Here is a 19,627-nt window from a genome sequence, read left to right on the forward strand (position 1 = left end):
TTAATTGGCTTGAGCGCTTTTCTCCCAGCCACCACCAACCACTTTATACAAGCTAATTTGGCTAGCAAGCAACGCTTGTTGACCTAAAATTTGCTGTTGCTGTGCACTGTACCAGCTGCGTTGTGCATCAAGGACTTGTAAATAGCTATCTACGCCTTTTTCATAACGCGCCTTTGATAACGAAAAGGTAGACTCGCGGCTTTGTAGTAACATATCAAGCGCATTTAATTGCGCTTGATAGCCTTCGTTATCGGCTAACGCATCAGACACTTCACGAAATGCTTGCTGAATTTTTTGCTGGTAAGTAACTACCGCAATTTGTTGGTCAGCTTTAGCAACATCTAACTGAGCTTGATTCCTGCCCATATTAAAAATAGGTAAAGTTACTGATGGAACAAAACTCCATGTACCCGACCCTGCATCAAATAAACCACCTAAATCGCTAGAGGCAGTGCCTGCATTAGCCGTTAAGCTAATGCTTGGATAGAATGCTGCACGGGCAATACCTATATTGGCGTTAGCCGCAAGTAACTGATGCTCTGCTGCTTTAATATCTGGGCGTTGAGTTAATAAATCGGAGGGTAAACCAACCGGTATTTTGGGCAACGCTAATAACGAGTCCAGCTCTTTATTTGGCAGGAGTTCAGGGCTTAATGGTTTTCCTACTAATAAATCAAGTGCATTTTTATCGCGTTTCAGTAAACGTTTATACGTTGCAATATCAACCTTAGCGCTGGCAACGGTGCTTTTAAGTTGCTCTAACGTAATTTTTGATGCTGCGCCCAAATCAAAGCTTTGCTGAGTAAGCGCAAGCGACGCTTGTTGCGATTTTAACGTTTCTTCAGCAAGCCCAAGTAATTGTTGGTCTGTTGCATAATTAAGCCATGCATTTGCAAGCTCTGCCACCAACGATACTTGCGAGCTATATTGAGTCAACTCATAAGAATATAAGTTCTGTAGCGCTTGTTGTGTTTGGTTTCGAACCTTACCCCATATATCTAATTCATAAGAGGTAATGCCTACAGTCGCACTGTATTGCGAACTAATACTGGCCTCATCAGTACCTGTCAAACTTGCTGGCAGGCGCTGACGCGTGCCCGAGCCATTTACACTTAACGACGGATACAATGCTGAGTTTTCTATTTGATATAACCCACGCACCCGCTGCACATTGAGCATCGCAATTTGTAGGTCTTTATTGTGCTCAAGGCTTTGATTTATAAGCACCTGAAGTTTTTTATCGCTAAAAAACTGCTGCCACTTTAGCGTATTAACTGTTGCCAGCTCTGTCTGAGCTGCATACGATTTTGGCACTGGCAACAGTAAATCTTGCTGTTCAGGTGCCAACTGGCACCCACTTAAAACAATTAGAGTCAGTGCACTTAACGAAAACGTTTTTGTAGCCATTATGCAGCCTCCTCGTTAGTGCTTTTTTCTTTTGCAGGAAAAACCCGGCGTACTAATACAAAAAATAACGGCACAAAAACAACAACTAATATAGAAGAGGCGAGTGTTCCACCAATAATTGAAATGCCTAGCGCATTTTGCGCACCAGAACCCGCACTAGATGCAATAGCTAATGGGATAACGCCACAAATGAAGGCCATTGAAGTCATTAAAATTGGGCGTAAACGCAGTCTTACTGCAGCTACGGCCGCTTCAACTAAACCAAGCCCCTCATCCATTTTATGTATGGCAAATTCCACAATTAATATGGCATTTTTAGACGCTAACCCTATCGTAGTTAATAAGCCCACTTGCAAGTAAATATCGTTTGATAATCCGCTACCTAATGCAGCCATAGCAGCACCAAATATACCTAACGGAACAATCATCATGACGGCAAACGGTACCGACCAACTCTCATAAAGTGCCGCTAAGCATAAAAATACAAATAACAACGACAAACCATATAACAAAGGTGCTTGGCCACTACTAGAACGTTCTTGGAACGAAATACCTGTCCACTCTGACGAAATACCACTTGGCAGCTGCTTCACTAAACGTTCCATTTCATCCATTGCTTGCCCTGTACTGTAGCCAGGCGCAGCGGTCCCTTGTATTTCCATTGCAGAAAAACCATTGTAGCGCTCTAAACGAGGCGAGCCGTAAGTCCAATATGCAGTTGCAAATGCAGAAAACGGAACCATATCGCCATTTTTGTTGCGCACATACCATTTATTTAAATCTTCAGGCACCATTCTAGATTTAGCATCACCTTGCATATACACCTTTTTAACTCGCCCACGGTCAATAAAGTCATTGACATAGCTACTACCCCAAGCAGTAGCAAGGGTGTTATTAATATCGGTTTGCGAGACACCCAATGCTTGTGCTTTAGCTAAATCGGTATCGAGTTGTATTTCAGGCATGTCCTCTTGGCCATTAGGGCGCACACCGGCCAATACAGGACTTTGGCTTGCTAAACCTAATAGCTGATTACGCGCAGCTAAAAGCGCATCGTGGCCCAAGCCTACTCTGTCTTGTAAAAATATATTAAAACCATTCGCTGTACCCAGTTCTACGATTGCAGGCGGTGGGAAAGCAAACACAAACGCTTCTTTAATACTGGAAAAATACCCCATAGCTTTACCTGCCACACCTTGTACAGATAAATCATCACGTTGTCGTTCATCCCAATGTTTAAGATTAACAAACCCTATGGCTGAGTTTTGCCCAGAACCTGCAAAGCTAAACCCGGTAACAGTAAAAATACCGTTTACTGCCTCAGACTGTTCGTTCAAGTAGTGGTTTTCTACTTTTTTAACCACTTCAAGTGTTTGCTCAGTTGTAGAGCCCGCAGGCAATGAAACTTGGTTAAACAGTATGCCTTGGTCTTCGTCAGGCAAAAATGCGGTAGGTAAATTTGAAAACACATAAGCCATTCCGCCCACAATTAAAAAGTATATAACAAGGTAACGTTTAGCATGCTTGATCATGCGGCTTACAAAGCTTTGTGCACCCGAATTTGTTTTATCAAACCCACGGTTAAAGCCTATAAAAAACTTACCAAATAACGACTTATCATTATGAACATGGCTAGGCTTCAAAAGAGTTGCACACAATGCCGGCGTAAGTATAAGCGCCACAAGAACCGATAACCCCATAGCAGATACTAAAGTGATAGAAAACTGACGGTAGATTATTCCTGTAGAGCCGCTAAAAAAGGCCATAGGGATAAATACAGCAGAAAGCACCATTGCAATACCAACAAGCGCCCCTTTAATTTCATCCATAGATTTACGAGTTGCTTCTAACGCTGAGAGTTTCTCTTCGGTCATCAGACGCTCTACGTTTTCTACAACAACAATGGCATCATCAACTAATAATCCTATGGCAAGCACCATGGCAAACATAGTTAGTGTATTGATTGAGTAGCCAAATGTGTACAAAATACCAAACGTACCCAGCAATACCACTGGCACTGCAATTGTTGGAATAAGCGTTGCTCTAAAGTTCTGTAAAAACAGATACATAACAACAAACACCAATACAACAGCTTCTATAAGCGTATGAATTACTTTTTCAATTGAAAGCGCCACAAACGGTGTTGTGTCGTAAGGCACAACCGCCTCGAGCCCTTCAGGAAAAAATGGCTCTAATTCTGCAATTGCATCCTTTACGCCCTGCGCAGTATCTAGCGCATTAGCACCACTGGCCAATTTAATACCCAAGCCTGAGGCTGGTTTTCCATCATAACGCGCAACAACCCGGTAACTTTCACCACCTAGCTCAACCCGAGCAACATCACTCAATTTAACAAAAGAGCCATCAGCATTCGTTTTAACTAAAATGTCCCTAAATTGCTCAGGTGTTTGTAAGCGGCTTTGCGCAGTCACAGTTGCGTTGAGTTGCTGACCTGCAACTGCAGGCATAGCGCCTAATTGCCCGGCTGACACTTGCGCGTTTTGTGCACTAATAGACGCGCTAATATCTGCAGGCGTCAATTTATAGTTTTGAAGCTTGGCAGGATCTAACCAAATACGCATCGCATACTGTGAGCCAAATAACTGTACTTCACCCACACCTTCAACACGCGAAACAATGTCTTGCACGTTTGATGACACATAGTCGCCAATATCAATATTGGTCATGCTGCCATCTTTTGACATAAACGCATAAACCATCAAAAAGTTACGAGCTGACTTTGCAACCACAACACCTTGGCGCTGCACGGCTTCAGGTAAAAGTGGTGTAGCAGTAGCTAGTTTATTTTGCACCTGAACCTGAGCAATATCAGGATCGGTTTCAGCGCTAAACGAAAGTGTAAGCGTTGCTGAGCCGCTAGACTCTGACGTTGACGACATATAAAGCAAGCCATCTAAGCCTTTCATTTTTTGCTCTATAACCTGGGTAACGGTATCTTCAAGCGTACGAGCCGATGCACCTGGGTAGGTCGCCGTAATACTTATTGCAGGTGGCGCAATAGATGGATACTGCGCAATAGGCAAACTTTTAATAGCTAAAATACCTGCTAGCATCACTACTATGGCAAGTACCCAAGCAAATATAGGTCTATCGATAAAAAACCGTGACATGTAAATTCTCCGTTATTGCGCTTTAGCGGTTTGAACTTCAGATGGACTAACCAGTGCGCCAGGGCGAATTTTTTGTAACCCCTCTACAATCAGTTTATCGCCTTCCATTACACCATCGGTGACAAGCCAATTAGATCCAATGGTGCGGTCTGTTTTCAAAACACGGCTCTCTACTGTGTTACTTTTGCTAACAACCATTGCTGTCGGTTCACCTTTTGAATTTCGACTAACACCACGCTGTGGAACTAAAATAGCGTCGTTTTTAACGCCTTCAACAATTGAGGCGCGAGCATACATCCCCGGAAGTAGTAACTTTTCAGGGTTAGGAAATTTAGCGCGTAATGTAACCGACCCTGTACTTGGGTCAACTGTCACTTCAGAAAACTGTAAAGTGCCTTTATGAGAATACAAAGAGCCATCTTCCATAGTGAGTTCAACATCGGTTTGACTGCTTGAATCTACACTTAAATCGCCCGAAACAATCGCTTTTTTAAGCTTAGTTAATTCGTTACTCGACTGCGTTAAATCAATATAGATAGGATCAAGTTGTGTTACTGTTGCCAAAGAAGTAGCCTGGTTAGCACTCACTAATGCACCTACGGTGACATTCGATTTACTAATTTGCCCACTAATAGGCGAAGATACATGGCTGTATTCTAAATTAATTTTTGAGGTTTGCAGCTGCGCTTGGGCAGTAAGAAGTTCTGCTTTTGCTTGTTTATACGCTGCATCAGCTTCGTCGTAATCTTGCTGGCTTACCGCTTTGATTTTTAATAATTCACTATAACGAGACGCTTTAGCTTTACTACTTGCAATGCTTGCTTGAGCGCGGGCAACAGCAGCTTCACTTGCCGCTAAGTTGGCTTCAAAAGTAGCAGGATTAATTTGATATAGCGCTTGATTTTTTTCTACTTGAGACCCTTCGGTAAATAAGCGCGATTGCACAATACCACTTACCTGCGGGCGGATTTCTGCAATTTGAAATGCACTAATACGTCCAGGCAGCTCTTGCCTTAAAGTTAGCGTTTGTTTTTTTAGCGTAATAACCCCGACTGGCACAGCTTTAGGAGCTGATGCCTTCGACTGCTCTGCCACTTGGTCGCAACCAGTCAACGCAACTGAGCCTAGGAGAACTGAAAATACAAATAAAGCGGTGCTAGAACGCTGCATGTTAAATACCTTTAATTTAGAGTGAACGATCATTCTAAATTAAATATTAGTGAGAATACATCTTAATAAGCAGATCTTTACACAAAATTACACTCAACCATTCAGTCTCATACTTAAACACTAAGTAATGTTAATAACGTTCTTTGTAAAATATATTTACACCTACAAGCTAGCTATCGCCTTCACTGCAAAGAGTTATCTTAAAATCGAAGATGACTTACGCAAAAACCTGCTTGTTCATAGCAAAGCCTAAAAGTAGATAGTGAAGAGGTTTAAATTTTATATTTCAGATAATTAAAAATAAAAGCCATTCTGCTACGTAACAGTCTGAGTATAGCCATACATAGTTTATGTAATGAACAAACTAATAAACTTTTATTAACAAAAAAGCCAAGGCAAGCTTGGCTTTGTTTAAAATGATGAAGTTAAGCGCTTATTAAAACGGCTTATAAAGTGATTAGGATGACAAATTTGAGGCTAACCTAGATACAAGCAACTGCTCAACACGTATACCTTCAACATCAACCACTTCAAATTTAAAGCCCGCATAACTTATGTGTTCAGCGCGTTTTGGTATACGCTTCATTGTATAAATTAAAAAGCCTGCCACCGTCTCAAAATGCATCTGCTCTGGGAACTCCTCTATATCGAGTACTTTAGCTAAATCGCTAATTGGCGTCAGTCCGTCAACTAACCACGAGCTTTTATCTCGCTCGATTATTAACTCATCCCCTTGGTGAGTTATTAAATCTCCCATAAAGCCTTTCATCAAATCTTTTACAGTAACAATACCAACAAGTAGCGCATATTCGTTTACCACAATAGCAAATGGTTTAGCGGCACTTTTAAATGCATTTAACGCCTCTGATAAACTTAAGGTTTCTGGCAAGTAAAATACATCGGTATCAACTAATTCGTCATTAATATTAGCAGCTTCACCTTTGAGTACTTGACGTAAAATATCTTTTGATTCAACAGAGCCATGTAATTTATCTAAGTTACCCGACACAACTAAAAAATGATTGTGCGGATGATCAATAATCTTGGTCGCAATGTCATGGCTACTTTCGTTTAAATCAAAGTACACAATTTGGTCGCGCGGTGTCATTACGCTTGATAAAAAGCGTGCTTCTAAATCAAACACATTACCTATTAAATCATACTCTTGTTTTTGCAAACTGCCATACTCAGCGCCAGCTTCCATCATGGCAACAATGTCTTCTGTGGTTACGTTATCTTCACGCTCTGCGGGAACTTTAAATAGCCGCAGCACAAAGTTAGTCACCCCATTAAAAAACATCACCAAAGGCGTCAAGGCAAATGTAACCCAACGCATTATATTAACGACCTTAACAGCAACAGCTTCAGGCATGATCATCGCTAATCGCTTTGGCATTAAATCGGCGAATAAAATAAATAACGAGGTAATAGTAAAAAATGAGAATAAAAAGCTAATTTTCTCTACATACGCACCCTGGTAAAATAAAACCAATACTTTTTCAACGTATGGCGATAACGCTTGTTCACCTACAATGCCGCCTAATATAGCGATAGCATTAAGTGCTATTTGTATCATGGCGAAGAACGCGCCCGGGTTTTCTTGCAGTTTTAATACTGCGGCCGCATTTAAACTGCCTTCGTCTGCCATTACGCGAAGTTTTATTTTTCGTGACGCTGCAATTGCTATTTCCGACATAGCAAACAACGCACTGATCAAGATCAATAGACTAATCCCGATTAAATCACCCATTTAACGCTCCAAAAAGTTAGCGCTTTTTATATAAAAAGCAGCTGATTATAGTCGCTTTTTTAATCGCAGCAATTGATATTTTTACTTTATGTTTAAGTTTTTATTATTCAGTTAGTTAAATAAAATTTAGGCACTAATTAAGGGAGGAGGTTTGTCTAAATGCAAGCTGTAACTGTGCAACTAACGACTCATCCATATTTATGTTACACGCAAAATATAACGGAGATTGAGCCGTATTTAAATCAAGCACTGGCTCGAGTAAATTTAATTTTGGTGATGTTTTGAGACGGTAATTAAATTGTTTTTTACTTAGGACAACAAAATCAAGAATGTCACGGCGTGCACTAATTAACTTATCTATTTTATCTAGGTTATCAATTAGTAACAGGTGTCGGCTTTCGTTAAAACCGCGCTCAAGTAAATAATGATGGCTAAAGTTATCTCTTAATACTGCTATTTTATAACGTTTGGCATCATGTAAGGTCTTTAATTTTATACCACGAGATTTTAGTCCAAAAATCGCTGACTCAAACTCTTCAAGTTCAGCTATCCACACAAATTTATTTTCTCTTGGTGGCAAACGAACAATTGAAAAAATGCAGGTGTTTTTATCTCTAAGGGCTGCATTATAAGACACACTCCAATTGTTAGCCGACATAGTGTAATTAATGCCAGCAGCATTAAGGGCGTTTTTTACCTTTTCTACAGAGCGCCCTGCCAACTGGTTGTTTGTATCGAGATATTGAAAGTCAGGGAAAACTTCCGTCACTATATTAATTTCGTTAGCATGAGCAACAGGGTATAAAAAACAAAGTAAAAAAACGAATCCCTTCATTCAATAAACCTCAACTAAATTAGTGTAATTATTCAATAAATATAGTTGAGGCTGAGTAGACTGCTAGTTTTGAGTAGTCAATTAGATACAATTAAGCCTATAGTATTAATTTTTATTTGTTCATCGCATTAATCAAAAAGGCTGAAATTTTTGCGCCTTCTTTTAACGTTGTTTCAGAACTCGCTTGCCCAACTAAAGAACTGTCGGTAAATGGTGCTATTTCCATCATGTCAGCGCCTGTAATAGGAAACTCACCTGCAATGGCCGATAAAATATCTAATGCATGTTGAGGTGTTAACCCGTTATCCTCAGGAGTACCGGTTGCAGAAGCAAATTCAGCATCGAGGGCATCTATATCAAAACTAACATACACTTCGTCAACATTATCAGCTTTTAATTGTGCGATAGTATCTGCGGCAATAGCGGCTGCACCGCGTTCAATAATTTCATGCGCCCAATGTTGTTTAACCCCAAATGTGTTTTCCCAATGTGATTTTGGTTTTCCACTTGAGCGTATGCCAAATTGAATTAAGTGATGTGGTGCAGGTAAAAACTCTAAAATATGTGTACACCAAGACCCAAAACATAAATCTATGCCTAGGCGCTCCACAAGTAAATCGGTGTGCGCATCAAAGTGGATAATAGCCGTGCGCTTCCCTTGCTCGCGCTTAGCTTTTAAATAGGCTTTGGTTAATGGGTAACTAATAGAGTGATCGCCACCAATACCAAAAATACCTTTATCTTTAAACGTCGCGTAAAAGCTGTCGCACACATCTTCGGTGATTGATAGCGGACTGACGTAGTAATCGTTATTTTCGTTTCCGTATAGCGCTTTTTGGCAATTAGAGATAGTTGCGTCGTTTAGATACTTGTCGTGCAATAAATGAGGAATAACACGTACATCGCCTAAGTCAAACGAATGACATTCGGGATGCTGATCAATTAATGCTGAACGAACAAATAAAGGACCCCAATTAGCACCACGTAGGATACCACCACCACAATCAGAACTAATTCCAAGCATTACCGCTTTATGAGGAGAGTGTGGCAACTCATTTAACGATTCACGCCATAACATCTCTACATTTTCGGTTTGACCGTACAGTTTATTTCGAAGTGCCGCTTTTCGCTCTTTTGCAGTATTAACAGTAAAAACACCATCGCCAGGAGCACATAAGCAGTGCTCTACTTTACTATTAAATGCTTGAATTTCTTGACTCATAATAAATCCTTATGAATTGTTCTGTGCGTATTTTAGTGATTATTTATGCAAAATGATTAAACAGACCTAAACTTTAAAAAATTAAAAATTGGAATTTTTTAACGTATGTATCATTAAAATTATTTCTAAAAAAAACTTAAAATAAAAATATAAGTAGTTGATAGTTAATTGGTTTTAATTAGTACAGGCAATTATAATTCATGGTTAACCACTTGATTGAGTGATACTTATAATGTCTACGCACACAAGTCAACTGCACAAGTAAACCATTAATTTAAGAGTGTGCTTGAATATTCATAGTTGGTGCATAAAATACGCTACAGCCCTGTTTTACTGGCCTAGACACGCGCTCAATTTTATAAATACGGACATACGTCCTGTACTTAAGGTAGGTTTCTAGCAAAGATGCTAGATTGAAAAAAATTATTTTAAAAAGGCTTAGATATGGAAAAGGTATTTCACTTAGGACTATGTATTGACGATCTACAAGGTGCAAAACTTGCAATAGTACCCGGTGACCCAGATCGCGCTGCACGCATTTCAAAATTCCTAGACAACCCAACCTGTCTTGCTCAAACACGTGAGTTTCATGTTTATCTTGGTCAATTAAATGGCCATTCAGTTGTTATATGCTCTACAGGTATTGGCGGCCCATCTACATCGATTGCAGTAGAGGAACTTGCTCAACTAGGCGTGCGTCAATTTTTACGTATTGGTACTACGGGTGCTATTCAGCCTCACATTAATGAAGGTGAAATATTAATTAGCCAAGCGTCTGTGCGCTTGGACGGTGCAAGCCAACATTTTGCACCGCTTAGCTACCCGGCTGTGTCTGACTTTTATGCAACACAGGCCATGGTTGAAGCATGTAAAAATTTAAACATTGATTTTCACATTGGTATTACTGCATCTAGCGACACTTTTTACCCAGGCCAAGAACGCTACGATACACATTCTGGTTATGTGCCAAAAGCATTTCAAGGTAGCTGTGAAGAATGGCAAAAACTAGGGGTAATGAACTACGAAATGGAGTCGGCCACATTATTCACTATGTGTGCAGCTCTTGGCTTGCAAGCTGCCTGTGTTGCCGGTGTATTAGTTAACCGTACTCGTCAAGAAATCCCTAACGTTGACCACGGTGAAATAGAAAGGAAATCAGTGGCTGTTGTGTTAGAAGCCGCTAAAGTGTTACTTGGTTAGTATTTATTTATAAGTAAATTGATATGTAAAAGCACAGCTTATTAACTGTGCTTTTTTGACTCTATTTAAGCGCAGCGCTAATTACTTGTAGCTCTGGCAAATCAGTAAATCCCGATAATACCGCTTTCGATACGCCCGCTTGATTTTCGTGCCCTTTCGTTTCTAACAGTGTGATGCCTTTCACTGTCTCCTTATCAAAACTAAGGCCAGCTAAAAAGAACTGACTCAACGCGCTTTGTAGAGGCGATAAGCTTGGACTATAGGCTGCGTTTTCTGCATAACTGCCGTAAAAATCTCCATTATTAAATGTACTTACTTTTACCGCACTAAAATTTTGGCTGTACGGTACATACGCATTTAACGCAAAGCCAGCAAAAGTCTCTTCAATCTGTTCATCATCAAAAACCGCACACTGAGGTTTTGGATTAAACAAGCTAAATTCGTTACCTAAATCGGTTGGTCCAAACGAATGAGGTAATAGCTCTGCTAATTTAAAATGTTGACTTGGAAGTAAAATATCAAATTCTTTCGCGTCGGCTAATTCGTTCATAAATTGGCGACAGTAACCACACGGAGCATCGCTTATAGCAATTTTAAGGATTTTTTTAGCGCCATTTAACCAAGCGTTATTAATGGCAGACTGTTCTGCATGAACAACTAAACTCAACGCTTGGTGAGCAAACTCTACATTAGCGCCAAAATAAAAACTGATTTGTTGCTGCTCATCCATGGCTTTGACAATTGCACCCACATGAAAATGTGATACTGGAGCCACCGAAAACTCAGACGCTAAAGGTACTAAACCTTGTAACAATGAATCGACTGAAACATTAAACTCTTTGCAAAGCTGTTCAATGTTGTTTGCGTTTAATATGCCGCGTTGCGACTTTAATTGGCTACGTAAAGACGCTGTTTGCGCTACGTTTAAAGAAATGTGTGTATTAATAAGTGCTGTGTCTTGTTGCACAGTAAAAGTTGATGAAGCCATAAGGTTTTTTAATTATTCAATGGCTAAGTAGTTTAAAAGGTTAAGACCCAAATTGCTAGGGCCTGTTGACCTTTCAGGATTAAAATTTGTTCTAACTAGGGACGATTTGATCGTGGCGCGAGGTTTGTAACCTAGTGGGCTAAGTAAAGACCGAGCAAAGCTTCCGCGTCCTGCTCACGCCCCTTACCTACATCCATGTAGGCAACAAAGAGTTAATCGTCCCTAGGACGAACCTTCTGGCAGCGCGTGTTTGGTATTCATGCTGCGTTATCGCCTATTTATGGGGAATAACCACACTACATAGGCTCTGCCTTGCCTAAGTACCAAACACACTGCTGCAAATTTAACCTCGAAAGATAAACAGGCCCTCGGTTATTAAACACAAAAAAAGGGAACACAGCGTGTTCCCTTGCTAAATAATAAACGTTAATGATTAACCAGTATTACGCATACCTGCAGCAATACCTGTCATAGTGATCATTAATGCATTATCGATGTCACCTTCGTTATGCTCCTCGTTAGAACGAGCACGGCGAAGCAACTCAACCTGCAATACATTGAGCGGATCGGTGTACGGATTTCGTAAACTAATCGACTCTTTGATCCAAGGCTGACCGGCAAGTAAGCTTTTTTGTGGACTTAATGACTGCACAAGCTCAATGGCTTCTTCAAGCTCTTTTCGCAAAGTTACACCCAATGGCTTGTACATGTCTTCCACCAGCGCATTATCATAATGCTCACTCAACCAGCTATCGGCTTTACTGAATACCATTTCGAGCATTTCTAAACGGGCTCTAAAAAATGGCCAATTGAGGCTCATTTCGTTTAGTGTTTCTAAGCCATATTGATCTAGTGCCTTTTTTAAGCCTGTTAACGCACCTAACCAAGCAGGCAACATTAACCGGTTTTGACTCCATGCAAAAATCCACGGAATAGCACGTAAACTTTCAACGCCCCCGTTGGGGTTGCGTTTTGCAGGGCGAGAACCAAGAGGAAGTTTAGAGAGCTCCAACTCTGGCGTTGCCATTCTAAAGTAAGGAACAAAATTCTCATCATGGCGAACAACATTGCGATAATGCTCACACGACTGCTCACTAATAAGCTTCATGACTTCGCGCCATTGTGGCTTAGGCTCTGGCGGTGGTAATAAGTTACTTTGCAGTACAGCGCCTGCATATATATTTAAGCTTTGTAGTGCAACATCTGGCAAACCAAATTTAAAGCGTATCATTTCGCCTTGCTCTGTTACCCGTAAGCCACCTTTAAGTGAGCCTGGCGGTTGCGAATGCAATGCTTGCGCAGCCGGTGCACCACCGCGACCAACGGTTCCTCCTCGGCCGTGAAACAACACAAGCTCAATGCCACGCTCATCGGCAAGTTGCACTAGTTTGTCCATGGCTTCGTATTGAGCCCATCCGGCAGCCATCATACCGGCATCTTTTGCCGAATCGGAATAACCGATCATTACATTTTGCGTATTTTGAATATGGCCGCGGTACCACACATTATCGAGTAATGTGGTGATCACGTCGCTACCGTTATTTAAATCGTCTAATGTTTCAAATAATGGGGCAACCGGCAACTCAAAACTACAGCCACTTTCTTTAAGAAGAAGCTGAACAGCTAAAATATCGGATGCAGTGCGTGCCATTGAAATAATATACAAACCAAATGTTTTTTCATCTTGCTGTGCGATTACATCGAAGGTGTCGAGCACTTCTTGTACATCAGGGCTTGGTTGCCAATGCTTGGGAATAAGCGGACGACGCGAATTAAGCTCTGCTAATAAAAAGGCTTGCTTATCTTGCTCTTGCCACTGGTTGTAATCCCCTAGCCCTAAATAACGCGTAAGTTCAGAAAAAACGTCGCTGTGGCGCGATGAGTCTTGGCGCACATCTAATTTTGCCAAACGCAGGCCAAAGCTGTTTAAACGATGCATTAAATCAAGCAGTAACCCGTCAGCAACGACTTTCATGTTACATTTTAATAAAGAACGATAACACACCTCAATTGGGTGTTTGAGTTGGTTAATATCAGTCACAAGGTCTTGTGCATCAGTGCGTTTGTGTTTAATTTTTGCACCTAAATGTGCCACTGTTTCAGACACTTCGCCTTTAAGCTTTTTGAGCACTGTGCGGTAGGGTTCAAAGTCTTGGCCAGCTAACTCAATAAGCTCTTCGCTAGCATCAGACATAGATAACTCAGCGCATAACGTATCAATATCTCGGCCATATAAATCGAGCGCCATCCAACGACCATGGTCAAGTACTTGTGAAGTAACCTGCGCAGTAACAAATGGATTACCGTCGCGATCTCCCCCCATCCAAGATGTGAATTCAATAGGGCTGTAATCAATGGGCAGCTCTAAACTAAGCTGCTCTTTTGCGTGTTCCGAAAACTCACGTAAAAACCGAGGTACTGCATGCCACAGGCTATTTTCTATAACTGCATAGCCCCATTTAGCTTCATCTACAGGCGTTGGGCGCGAGCGGCGAATATCGTCGGTATGCCACGCTTGGCTTATTAGCTGGGCAATTCTATTTAAAATAGCTTCGCGCTCATGTTCCAAGTTATCTTTTCGTTCCAGCGATGCTAAACAGTCGCTCAACTCTACGTGCTTATTGATGATTGTACGACGAGTAACCTCAGTGGGGTGAGCAGTTAATACTAAATTAATGTGGAGTTTTGAGAGTGTGTCAGCAAGGTGGTTCGAATCTAGCTGACCTTCTTGTGCTTTAGCGGCTAACGTTTTTAATGTTTGAGTGAGAGGGTTTTGCTGGCCAAGACCAGCGTCATTAAAACGCGATACAGTATGAAACTGCTCTGCCACATTGGCTAAATTTAAAAAATGATTAAATGAACGGGCAACCGGTAAAAGCTCTTCATCACTTAGCGAATGTAATACTTCAATTAACGCCTTGCGATCGTCTTCATTACCACTGCGAGAGGATTTTGATAAAGCGCGAATTTCTTCTACTTTATCTAAAATTGCTTGGCCTTGGGCATCTTTTATAGTTTGACCTAATAATTGTCCAAGTAGGCCTACATTACCTCGCAGGGCGGCATATTGTTCACTCATTTCTCAGTCTCCTTTGTTTCATGGAAGACTATTAATATCATTAAGAGCACATATTTAATAGATCCATTTGCAATGTCATGTCGTAAAAAAGTATAGATAAAATAATCACAAAGCATCGATATGATCATTTTCTACGACGGCAACTGCCCCCTTTGTAGCACCGAAATGCAGCAGCTAAAGCAAGCCGACAAGCACAATCTCATCACGCTTGAAGACTTAAATGCAAACGACTTTAACCATCGTTATGCTCATGTGAATAAAACTCAAGCACTTACTTACTTGCAAGCGCAATTAGACACTGGTGAGATGATTTATGGGCTAGATGTAACGTACCAGTCTTGGAAAACAGTTGGTAAACACAGGTGGCTGAAACTACTTCGCCTACCCGTTATTCGAATTTTTGCAGATTGGGGGTATGTTTTTTTTGCAAAGCATAGGCACTCTATTAGCCAGTTTTTAATGCCTAACACCCAATGCAATAACGGCCAGTGCGCCATAAAGTCAAAAGGTAAAAAATGAAAACTATCATCCTTTTTGGTGCTAGTAGCGCGATAGCTAAAGCCTACGTAAAGCACCTTCAAAACCAAGCAACTAAATTTAACATTGTATGTGTAAGCTCAAGCAACACAGTTTCACAAAATAGTGACAACATTAGTTATTATAATACTGACTACTCTGCGGATAGCTTATCTGGATTGACTCAGCATTTAAAAGATGAACAAGCAGACATACACCAAGTAATTATGTTTAACGGTAAGTTACATAACACCGAACACATGCCAGAAAAAAAGCTTGAGGACATCAACGCTGATTATTTTAACTTGTTGCTAAACGCTAATACCCTCACCCCATTGCTTTGTTTGCAAAGCGTTTTACCTTTAATTAATCATAAAACGCATTGTACAATAACAGCCCTCAGTGCACGTGTGGGAAGTATCAACGATAACAAAATGGGGGGCTGGTACACTTACCGTGCATCTAAATCAGCCCTAAATATGCTATTTAAAACTGCCGCAGTAGAGCTCGCTCGTCGTGCAAAGAACACCAAACTTGTGCTGTTCCATCCCGGTACAACCGATACCGAGCTGTCTAAGCCATTTCAAAAAAATGTACCCGAAGGCAAGTTGTTTACACCCGAATTTGTAGCACACCAACTTTTTGACTTAACAAATAACAACCCTCATTTAGAATTAAATGGCGAGCCGGCCTACTTAGATTGGCAAGGCTCAACTATACCGTGGTAAGGATTTAAAATGCATTTTACTAAAGCGCGCATCGACGCACTTGAAAAACGTACTCGTACACATTTAATAAACTCGTTATCTGGGTTTAAAAGTGCAAACTTAATAGGCACACAAGACCTACTAGGCAACACTAATTTATCGATTGTCAGTTCGGTTATTCATTTAGGGGCTCATCCTCCTCTGGTTGGCATGATAATGCGACCACACAGTGTACCGCGCCACACGTTTGAAAATATATTACAAACAGGTGTTTACACTATTAATCAGGTTAATAAAGCCATTTATAAACAAGCTCATCAAACCTCAGCACGCTACGATAAAGACGAATCTGAATTTGACGCAACGGGGCTTACTCCTGAGTATTTAAATGAGTTTTTAGCCCCTTTTGTTGAAGAAAGCCGATTAAAATACTCTGTTAAATTTGTTGAAAGCAAACATCTTGAAATAAATGGTACTGAACTGGTGATCGGTGAAATTGTAGACGTGTATTTAGATGAAACCGCTTTGCAAAGCGATGGCTTTCTTGATTTACAAGCCATTGATACTGTAGCTGTGACGGGCCTTGACAGCTACCACACAGCCAATAAATTAACGCGCCTTCCCTACGCAAAAAAATAACATCAAGGGGTGTATTTCACCCCTTTTTATTTTAACAACCACCCAACCTAACTCATTCCAAGCAATCTTTAAATACTTAACCATGCTACTAGTCGCATAACATTGAATTTAGAATAGGCATTGCTCACAATGGCTAAAATTCCAAGGAGAAGCCTAATGAGCACAATCGGTATTGGCACACAAACCCCAGAACAAGCATTAGCCAGCTTAAATAATATGACCCAATCGTTAACGCCTATTCAGGCTGACGAACACCTTGAACGTATAGCAAAAGCACAAGCTTATATGGCGGCTAACAACATCGATGCCATATACTTAAATGCAGGCACTAACCTGACCTACTTTACAGGCATGAAGTGGTACGCCAGTGAGCGAATGGTTGGCGCAATTTTACCTGCGATTGGTGAAGTACAATACATAGCCCCGTATTTTGAAATTGGTACCCTTAATGGCTTTAAAGTGGTTGAAGGACCAATACACGGCTGGCAAGAGCACGAAAATCCTTATGCGCTATTTGTTAGCGTATTGAAGCAACTCAATATTAGTAACGACGCCACCATCGGCATTGATGAAAGTGCGCAGTTTTTTATATTCGATGGTATTAACAAAGCACAAAAAAGCTTAAATATAATTAATGCGCAAAGCGTTTCTGCACATTGCAGAATGCATAAATCGGTAAACGAATTAGCGCTTATGCAATGTGCAATGGACATGACCTTAGCTGTGCACCAAGCAACCGCCAGTATGCTTTACGAAGGTATTACCACCACAGAAGTAGAAGCTTTTATTAAAAAAGCGCATCAAAAGGTAGGTGCACCAGGTAACTATTTTTGCATTGTATTGTTTGGTGTTGCTACGTCATTTCCACATGGTGTTAAAGATGCGCAAGTACTTAAAAAAGGCGATATGGTATTAATAGATACCGGCTGCAAAGTACACGACTACCTTTCAGACATAACCCGCACGTATGTATTTGGTGAGCCCACTATGCGCCAGCGCATGTTTTGGGATCATGAAAAAGCAGCGCAACTCGCCGCATTTAACGCCGCTAACATTGGTACTACTTGCGAAGATGTTGACGCAGGGGCCCGTAACTATTTAGCGGCTCAAGGATTGGGGCCACAGTATCAAACACCCGGCTGCCCGCATCGTACGGGCCATGGAATTGGCTTAGATATTCACGAATGGCCTTATTTAGTAGGTGGAAACAAAACTCCACTTGCATCGGGCATGTGTTTTAGTAACGAGCCAATGCTAGTTATACCCGATGAGTTTGGGGTGCGTTTAGAGGATCACTTTTATATGACCGACAGTGGCCCACATTGGTTTACACAACCAAGTTATAGTATCGACGACCCGTTTGGGCTTAATGCTTAAACCCTTTATAAAGAGCAGCAATTAGCTGCTCTTTTTAGTTTAAGGATTGATAATGCATACTTCATCCCAATATCCCTGTCATACCAAAGCAATCCGCAAAAGGATGAATATGAAAAACTTTAAAATTGATATCGTGTCAGACGTAATGTGCCCATGGTGCGTGGTAGGTTATAAAAACCTAGAGACAGCGCTTGGCCAACTCAAAGGTGAAATGAGTGCAGATATTACATGGCATCCTTTTGAGCTAAATCCAGATATGCCAGTTGAGGGTCAAGACTTAAACGAACATTTAATGCAAAAGTACAACCTAACTGAAGAGCAAGGCGATGAAAATCGTAAAAACATGTTCGAAGCAGGAAAACGTGCTGGGTTCACGTTTAACTTTGATGGTAAACGTATCATGATCAACAGCTTTGATTTGCACCGTTTATTAATGTGGGCACGTGAAGAAGATAAACAAACACAGCTTAAACTCGCCTTCTTTGAGGCACACTTCACTGATTTAAAATATTTAAATCAAGAAGACGCTCTGCTTGATGTAGTGCAAAGTGTTGGCCTTGATAAAGAAGAGGCCCGCAATATTTTACACTCAGACAAATACGTTCAAGCTGTACGCCAAGAGCAAAATAACTTTAAACAAATGGGTATTACCTCAGTGCCTACGTTTATCATAAACGATAAATATGCGCTCACTGGCGGACAACCAAGCGACTCATTCATTCAAGCACTTAAACAAATTAGTGAAGAAGAGGCTAAGCAAGAAGCTTAATGAGTTAGGCAAACAATAAAGGCTGCGCGTTGCAGCCTTTTTAATAACCCAATAAATTTACTTTAAGTACGATAAAGTACTTTAATAACATGCCAGCCAAATTTAGTTTTAACTAGGTGCGGCTCTAAAATAGCGCCATTAAAGGCTATTTTGTCAAACTGCGGGACCATCTGTCCGCGTCTAAATTCACCTAAATCACCGCCTTTTTTACCCGATGGGCACGACGAATATTTTTTAGCTAAGGTTTGAAACTTTGCACCTTTACCTAATTGCTTAATAATGTCTTCTGCTATTTCTTTGTGTTTAACCAATATGTGGAGTGCGTGCGCTGTACTTGCCATTTCAAAGTCCTGATAATTTAAAACGCGGCGATTTTAGCACAGCTCCAGTTTGAGGGCATCTAATTGGCTTTATAAATAGTGAAGCTCGTCACTTTTAGAAGGGATACGGCAATACTCATATTTGCCAAATAAGATATAACGGTTTAGAGCAATTTTATCGTACAGCCAATTATTAAAGGTGTTAGGTAAAACACTAAAAATAGTTGCTAGTTTGTAAGGGTAACCAAGCTGCTTTACTACTTCAAAAAAAGCATGGCTTTGCGTGAATACTTTGCCGTTTTGTAAGTACACCATCGAGGCGTATTGTGTAGTTGAAAAGCCAAAGTGAGTTAATAGCAACTCACCTTTTGGAGATTGCACGCTGCATAGTTTAAAAATGGCATTGGTATCGTTACTAATTATAAAATTACACCACGCACTACATAATTTACATTGTGAGTCGAATAATATAATTTTTCGATTACGCATTAGTGTGGCTGTATTTTCACTCATTTAT

16 protein-coding genes are annotated in these 19,627 nt (G+C 40.7%); 6 read left to right on the forward strand and 10 right to left on the reverse strand.

What is annotated here, in order from left to right:
* From ATS76_RS16795 to ATS76_RS16820, 6 genes are all read right to left on the reverse strand, one after another.
* Positions 1-1,407, reverse strand: coding sequence for an efflux transporter outer membrane subunit (locus ATS76_RS16795; protein WP_058552991.1), 1,407 nt, complete (start codon positions 1,405-1,407; stop codon positions 1-3).
* Positions 1,407-4,538 (reverse strand): efflux RND transporter permease subunit, encoded by a 3,132-nt coding sequence (locus tag ATS76_RS16800; protein ID WP_058552992.1) that lies wholly within the window; start codon positions 4,536-4,538, stop codon positions 1,407-1,409. Before ATS76_RS16800 ends, ATS76_RS16795 begins: the two co-directional genes overlap by 1 nt.
* A 12-nt stretch (positions 4,539-4,550) precedes the next feature.
* Entirely contained in the window at positions 4,551-5,708 is a 1,158-nt protein-coding gene (locus ATS76_RS16805; RefSeq protein ID WP_058552993.1) for an efflux RND transporter periplasmic adaptor subunit, read from the reverse strand.
* Between the two features lie 457 nt (positions 5,709-6,165).
* Positions 6,166-7,458, reverse strand: coding sequence for a hemolysin family protein (locus ATS76_RS16810; RefSeq protein WP_058552994.1), 1,293 nt, complete (start codon positions 7,456-7,458; stop codon positions 6,166-6,168).
* Positions 7,459-7,591: 133 nt separating this feature from the next.
* A complete protein-coding gene (locus ATS76_RS16815) occupies positions 7,592-8,293 on the reverse strand; it encodes a transporter substrate-binding domain-containing protein (protein WP_058552995.1) in 702 nt (233 codons plus the stop codon).
* Positions 8,294-8,405: 112 nt separating this feature from the next.
* Positions 8,406-9,515 carry an arginase family protein gene (locus tag ATS76_RS16820; protein WP_058552996.1) on the reverse strand — a complete coding sequence of 370 codons (1,110 nt, stop codon included), beginning with the start codon at positions 9,513-9,515 and terminating at the stop codon, positions 8,406-8,408.
* 444 nt (positions 9,516-9,959) lie between these two features.
* Here ATS76_RS16820 and udp point away from each other — a divergent pair, with 444 nt between their 5' ends.
* Complete coding sequence (udp, locus tag ATS76_RS16825) at positions 9,960-10,715, forward strand: uridine phosphorylase (RefSeq protein WP_058404050.1); 756 nt, start codon at positions 9,960-9,962, stop codon at positions 10,713-10,715.
* A gap of 61 nt (positions 10,716-10,776) precedes the next feature.
* Here udp and cdd read toward each other — a convergent pair whose 3' ends face one another.
* Both cdd and ppc read right to left on the reverse strand, forming a co-directional pair.
* Positions 10,777-11,703 (reverse strand): cytidine deaminase, encoded by a 927-nt coding sequence (gene cdd / locus ATS76_RS16830; protein ID WP_058552997.1) that lies wholly within the window; start codon positions 11,701-11,703, stop codon positions 10,777-10,779.
* Positions 11,704-12,136: 433 nt separating this feature from the next.
* Positions 12,137-14,782: a phosphoenolpyruvate carboxylase gene (ppc, locus tag ATS76_RS16835; protein ID WP_058552998.1), complete on the reverse strand. Its 2,646-nt coding sequence runs from the start codon at positions 14,780-14,782 to the stop codon at positions 12,137-12,139.
* Between the two features lie 120 nt (positions 14,783-14,902).
* On the opposite strand from ppc, the gene ATS76_RS16840 reads away from it, so the two are divergent.
* From ATS76_RS16840 to ATS76_RS16860, 5 genes are all read left to right on the forward strand, one after another.
* Entirely contained in the window at positions 14,903-15,301 is a 399-nt protein-coding gene (locus ATS76_RS16840) for a thiol-disulfide oxidoreductase DCC family protein (protein WP_058552999.1), read from the forward strand.
* Entirely contained in the window at positions 15,298-16,026 is a 729-nt protein-coding gene (locus ATS76_RS16845; protein WP_058553000.1) for an SDR family NAD(P)-dependent oxidoreductase, read from the forward strand. The genes ATS76_RS16840 and ATS76_RS16845 overlap by 4 nt, the downstream gene beginning before the upstream one ends.
* A 9-nt stretch (positions 16,027-16,035) precedes the next feature.
* The gene (locus ATS76_RS16850) at positions 16,036-16,644 is read left to right on the forward strand and encodes a flavin reductase family protein (RefSeq protein WP_058553001.1); all 609 of its coding nucleotides are present in this window, start codon (positions 16,036-16,038) and stop codon (positions 16,642-16,644) included.
* A 156-nt stretch (positions 16,645-16,800) separates the two neighbouring features.
* Entirely contained in the window at positions 16,801-18,021 is a 1,221-nt protein-coding gene (locus ATS76_RS16855; protein WP_058553002.1) for a M24 family metallopeptidase, read from the forward strand.
* 109 nt (positions 18,022-18,130) lie between these two features.
* Positions 18,131-18,790 (forward strand): DsbA family oxidoreductase, encoded by a 660-nt coding sequence (locus ATS76_RS16860; RefSeq protein WP_058553003.1) that lies wholly within the window; start codon positions 18,131-18,133, stop codon positions 18,788-18,790.
* A 62-nt stretch (positions 18,791-18,852) separates the two neighbouring features.
* On the opposite strand, the gene ATS76_RS16865 is transcribed toward ATS76_RS16860, so the two are convergent.
* On the reverse strand, positions 18,853-19,131 hold the full coding sequence (locus ATS76_RS16865; RefSeq protein WP_004588770.1) for a peptidylprolyl isomerase: 279 nt from the start codon (positions 19,129-19,131) through the stop codon (positions 18,853-18,855).
* Between the two features lie 69 nt (positions 19,132-19,200).
* A complete protein-coding gene (locus ATS76_RS16870; protein ID WP_058553004.1) occupies positions 19,201-19,623 on the reverse strand; it encodes a thiol-disulfide oxidoreductase DCC family protein in 423 nt (140 codons plus the stop codon).
* Between the last annotated feature and the right edge of the window lie 4 nt (positions 19,624-19,627).

The organism is Pseudoalteromonas sp. 10-33, from assembly GCF_001469195.1.
Taxonomy (GTDB): Bacteria; Pseudomonadota; Gammaproteobacteria; order Enterobacterales; family Alteromonadaceae; genus Pseudoalteromonas.

What these genes read in the sequence shown, in the direction of transcription:
- cdd (WP_058552997.1), bottom strand. Translation starts at nt 11,703, where the DNA reads ATGGCTTCATCAACTTTTACTGTGCAACAAGACACAGCACTTATTAAT.
- ATS76_RS16815 (WP_058552995.1), bottom strand. Translation starts at nt 8,293, where the DNA reads ATGAAGGGATTCGTTTTTTTACTTTGTTTTTTATACCCTGTTGCTCAT.
- ATS76_RS16845 (WP_058553000.1), top strand. Translation starts at nt 15,298, where the DNA reads ATGAAAACTATCATCCTTTTTGGTGCTAGTAGCGCGATAGCTAAAGCC.
- ATS76_RS16795 (WP_058552991.1), bottom strand. Translation starts at nt 1,407, where the DNA reads ATGGCTACAAAAACGTTTTCGTTAAGTGCACTGACTCTAATTGTTTTA.
- ATS76_RS16800 (WP_058552992.1), bottom strand. Translation starts at nt 4,538, where the DNA reads ATGTCACGGTTTTTTATCGATAGACCTATATTTGCTTGGGTACTTGCC.
- ATS76_RS16810 (WP_058552994.1), bottom strand. Translation starts at nt 7,458, where the DNA reads ATGGGTGATTTAATCGGGATTAGTCTATTGATCTTGATCAGTGCGTTG.
- ATS76_RS16865 (WP_004588770.1), bottom strand. Translation starts at nt 19,131, where the DNA reads ATGGCAAGTACAGCGCACGCACTCCACATATTGGTTAAACACAAAGAA.
- ppc (WP_058552998.1), bottom strand. Translation starts at nt 14,782, where the DNA reads ATGAGTGAACAATATGCCGCCCTGCGAGGTAATGTAGGCCTACTTGGA.
- udp (WP_058404050.1), top strand. Translation starts at nt 9,960, where the DNA reads ATGGAAAAGGTATTTCACTTAGGACTATGTATTGACGATCTACAAGGT.
- ATS76_RS16820 (WP_058552996.1), bottom strand. Translation starts at nt 9,515, where the DNA reads ATGAGTCAAGAAATTCAAGCATTTAATAGTAAAGTAGAGCACTGCTTA.
- ATS76_RS16850 (WP_058553001.1), top strand. Translation starts at nt 16,036, where the DNA reads ATGCATTTTACTAAAGCGCGCATCGACGCACTTGAAAAACGTACTCGT.
- ATS76_RS16805 (WP_058552993.1), bottom strand. Translation starts at nt 5,708, where the DNA reads ATGCAGCGTTCTAGCACCGCTTTATTTGTATTTTCAGTTCTCCTAGGC.
- ATS76_RS16870 (WP_058553004.1), bottom strand. Translation starts at nt 19,623, where the DNA reads ATGAGTGAAAATACAGCCACACTAATGCGTAATCGAAAAATTATATTA.
- ATS76_RS16855 (WP_058553002.1), top strand. Translation starts at nt 16,801, where the DNA reads ATGAGCACAATCGGTATTGGCACACAAACCCCAGAACAAGCATTAGCC.
- ATS76_RS16840 (WP_058552999.1), top strand. Translation starts at nt 14,903, where the DNA reads ATGATCATTTTCTACGACGGCAACTGCCCCCTTTGTAGCACCGAAATG.
- ATS76_RS16860 (WP_058553003.1), top strand. Translation starts at nt 18,131, where the DNA reads ATGAAAAACTTTAAAATTGATATCGTGTCAGACGTAATGTGCCCATGG.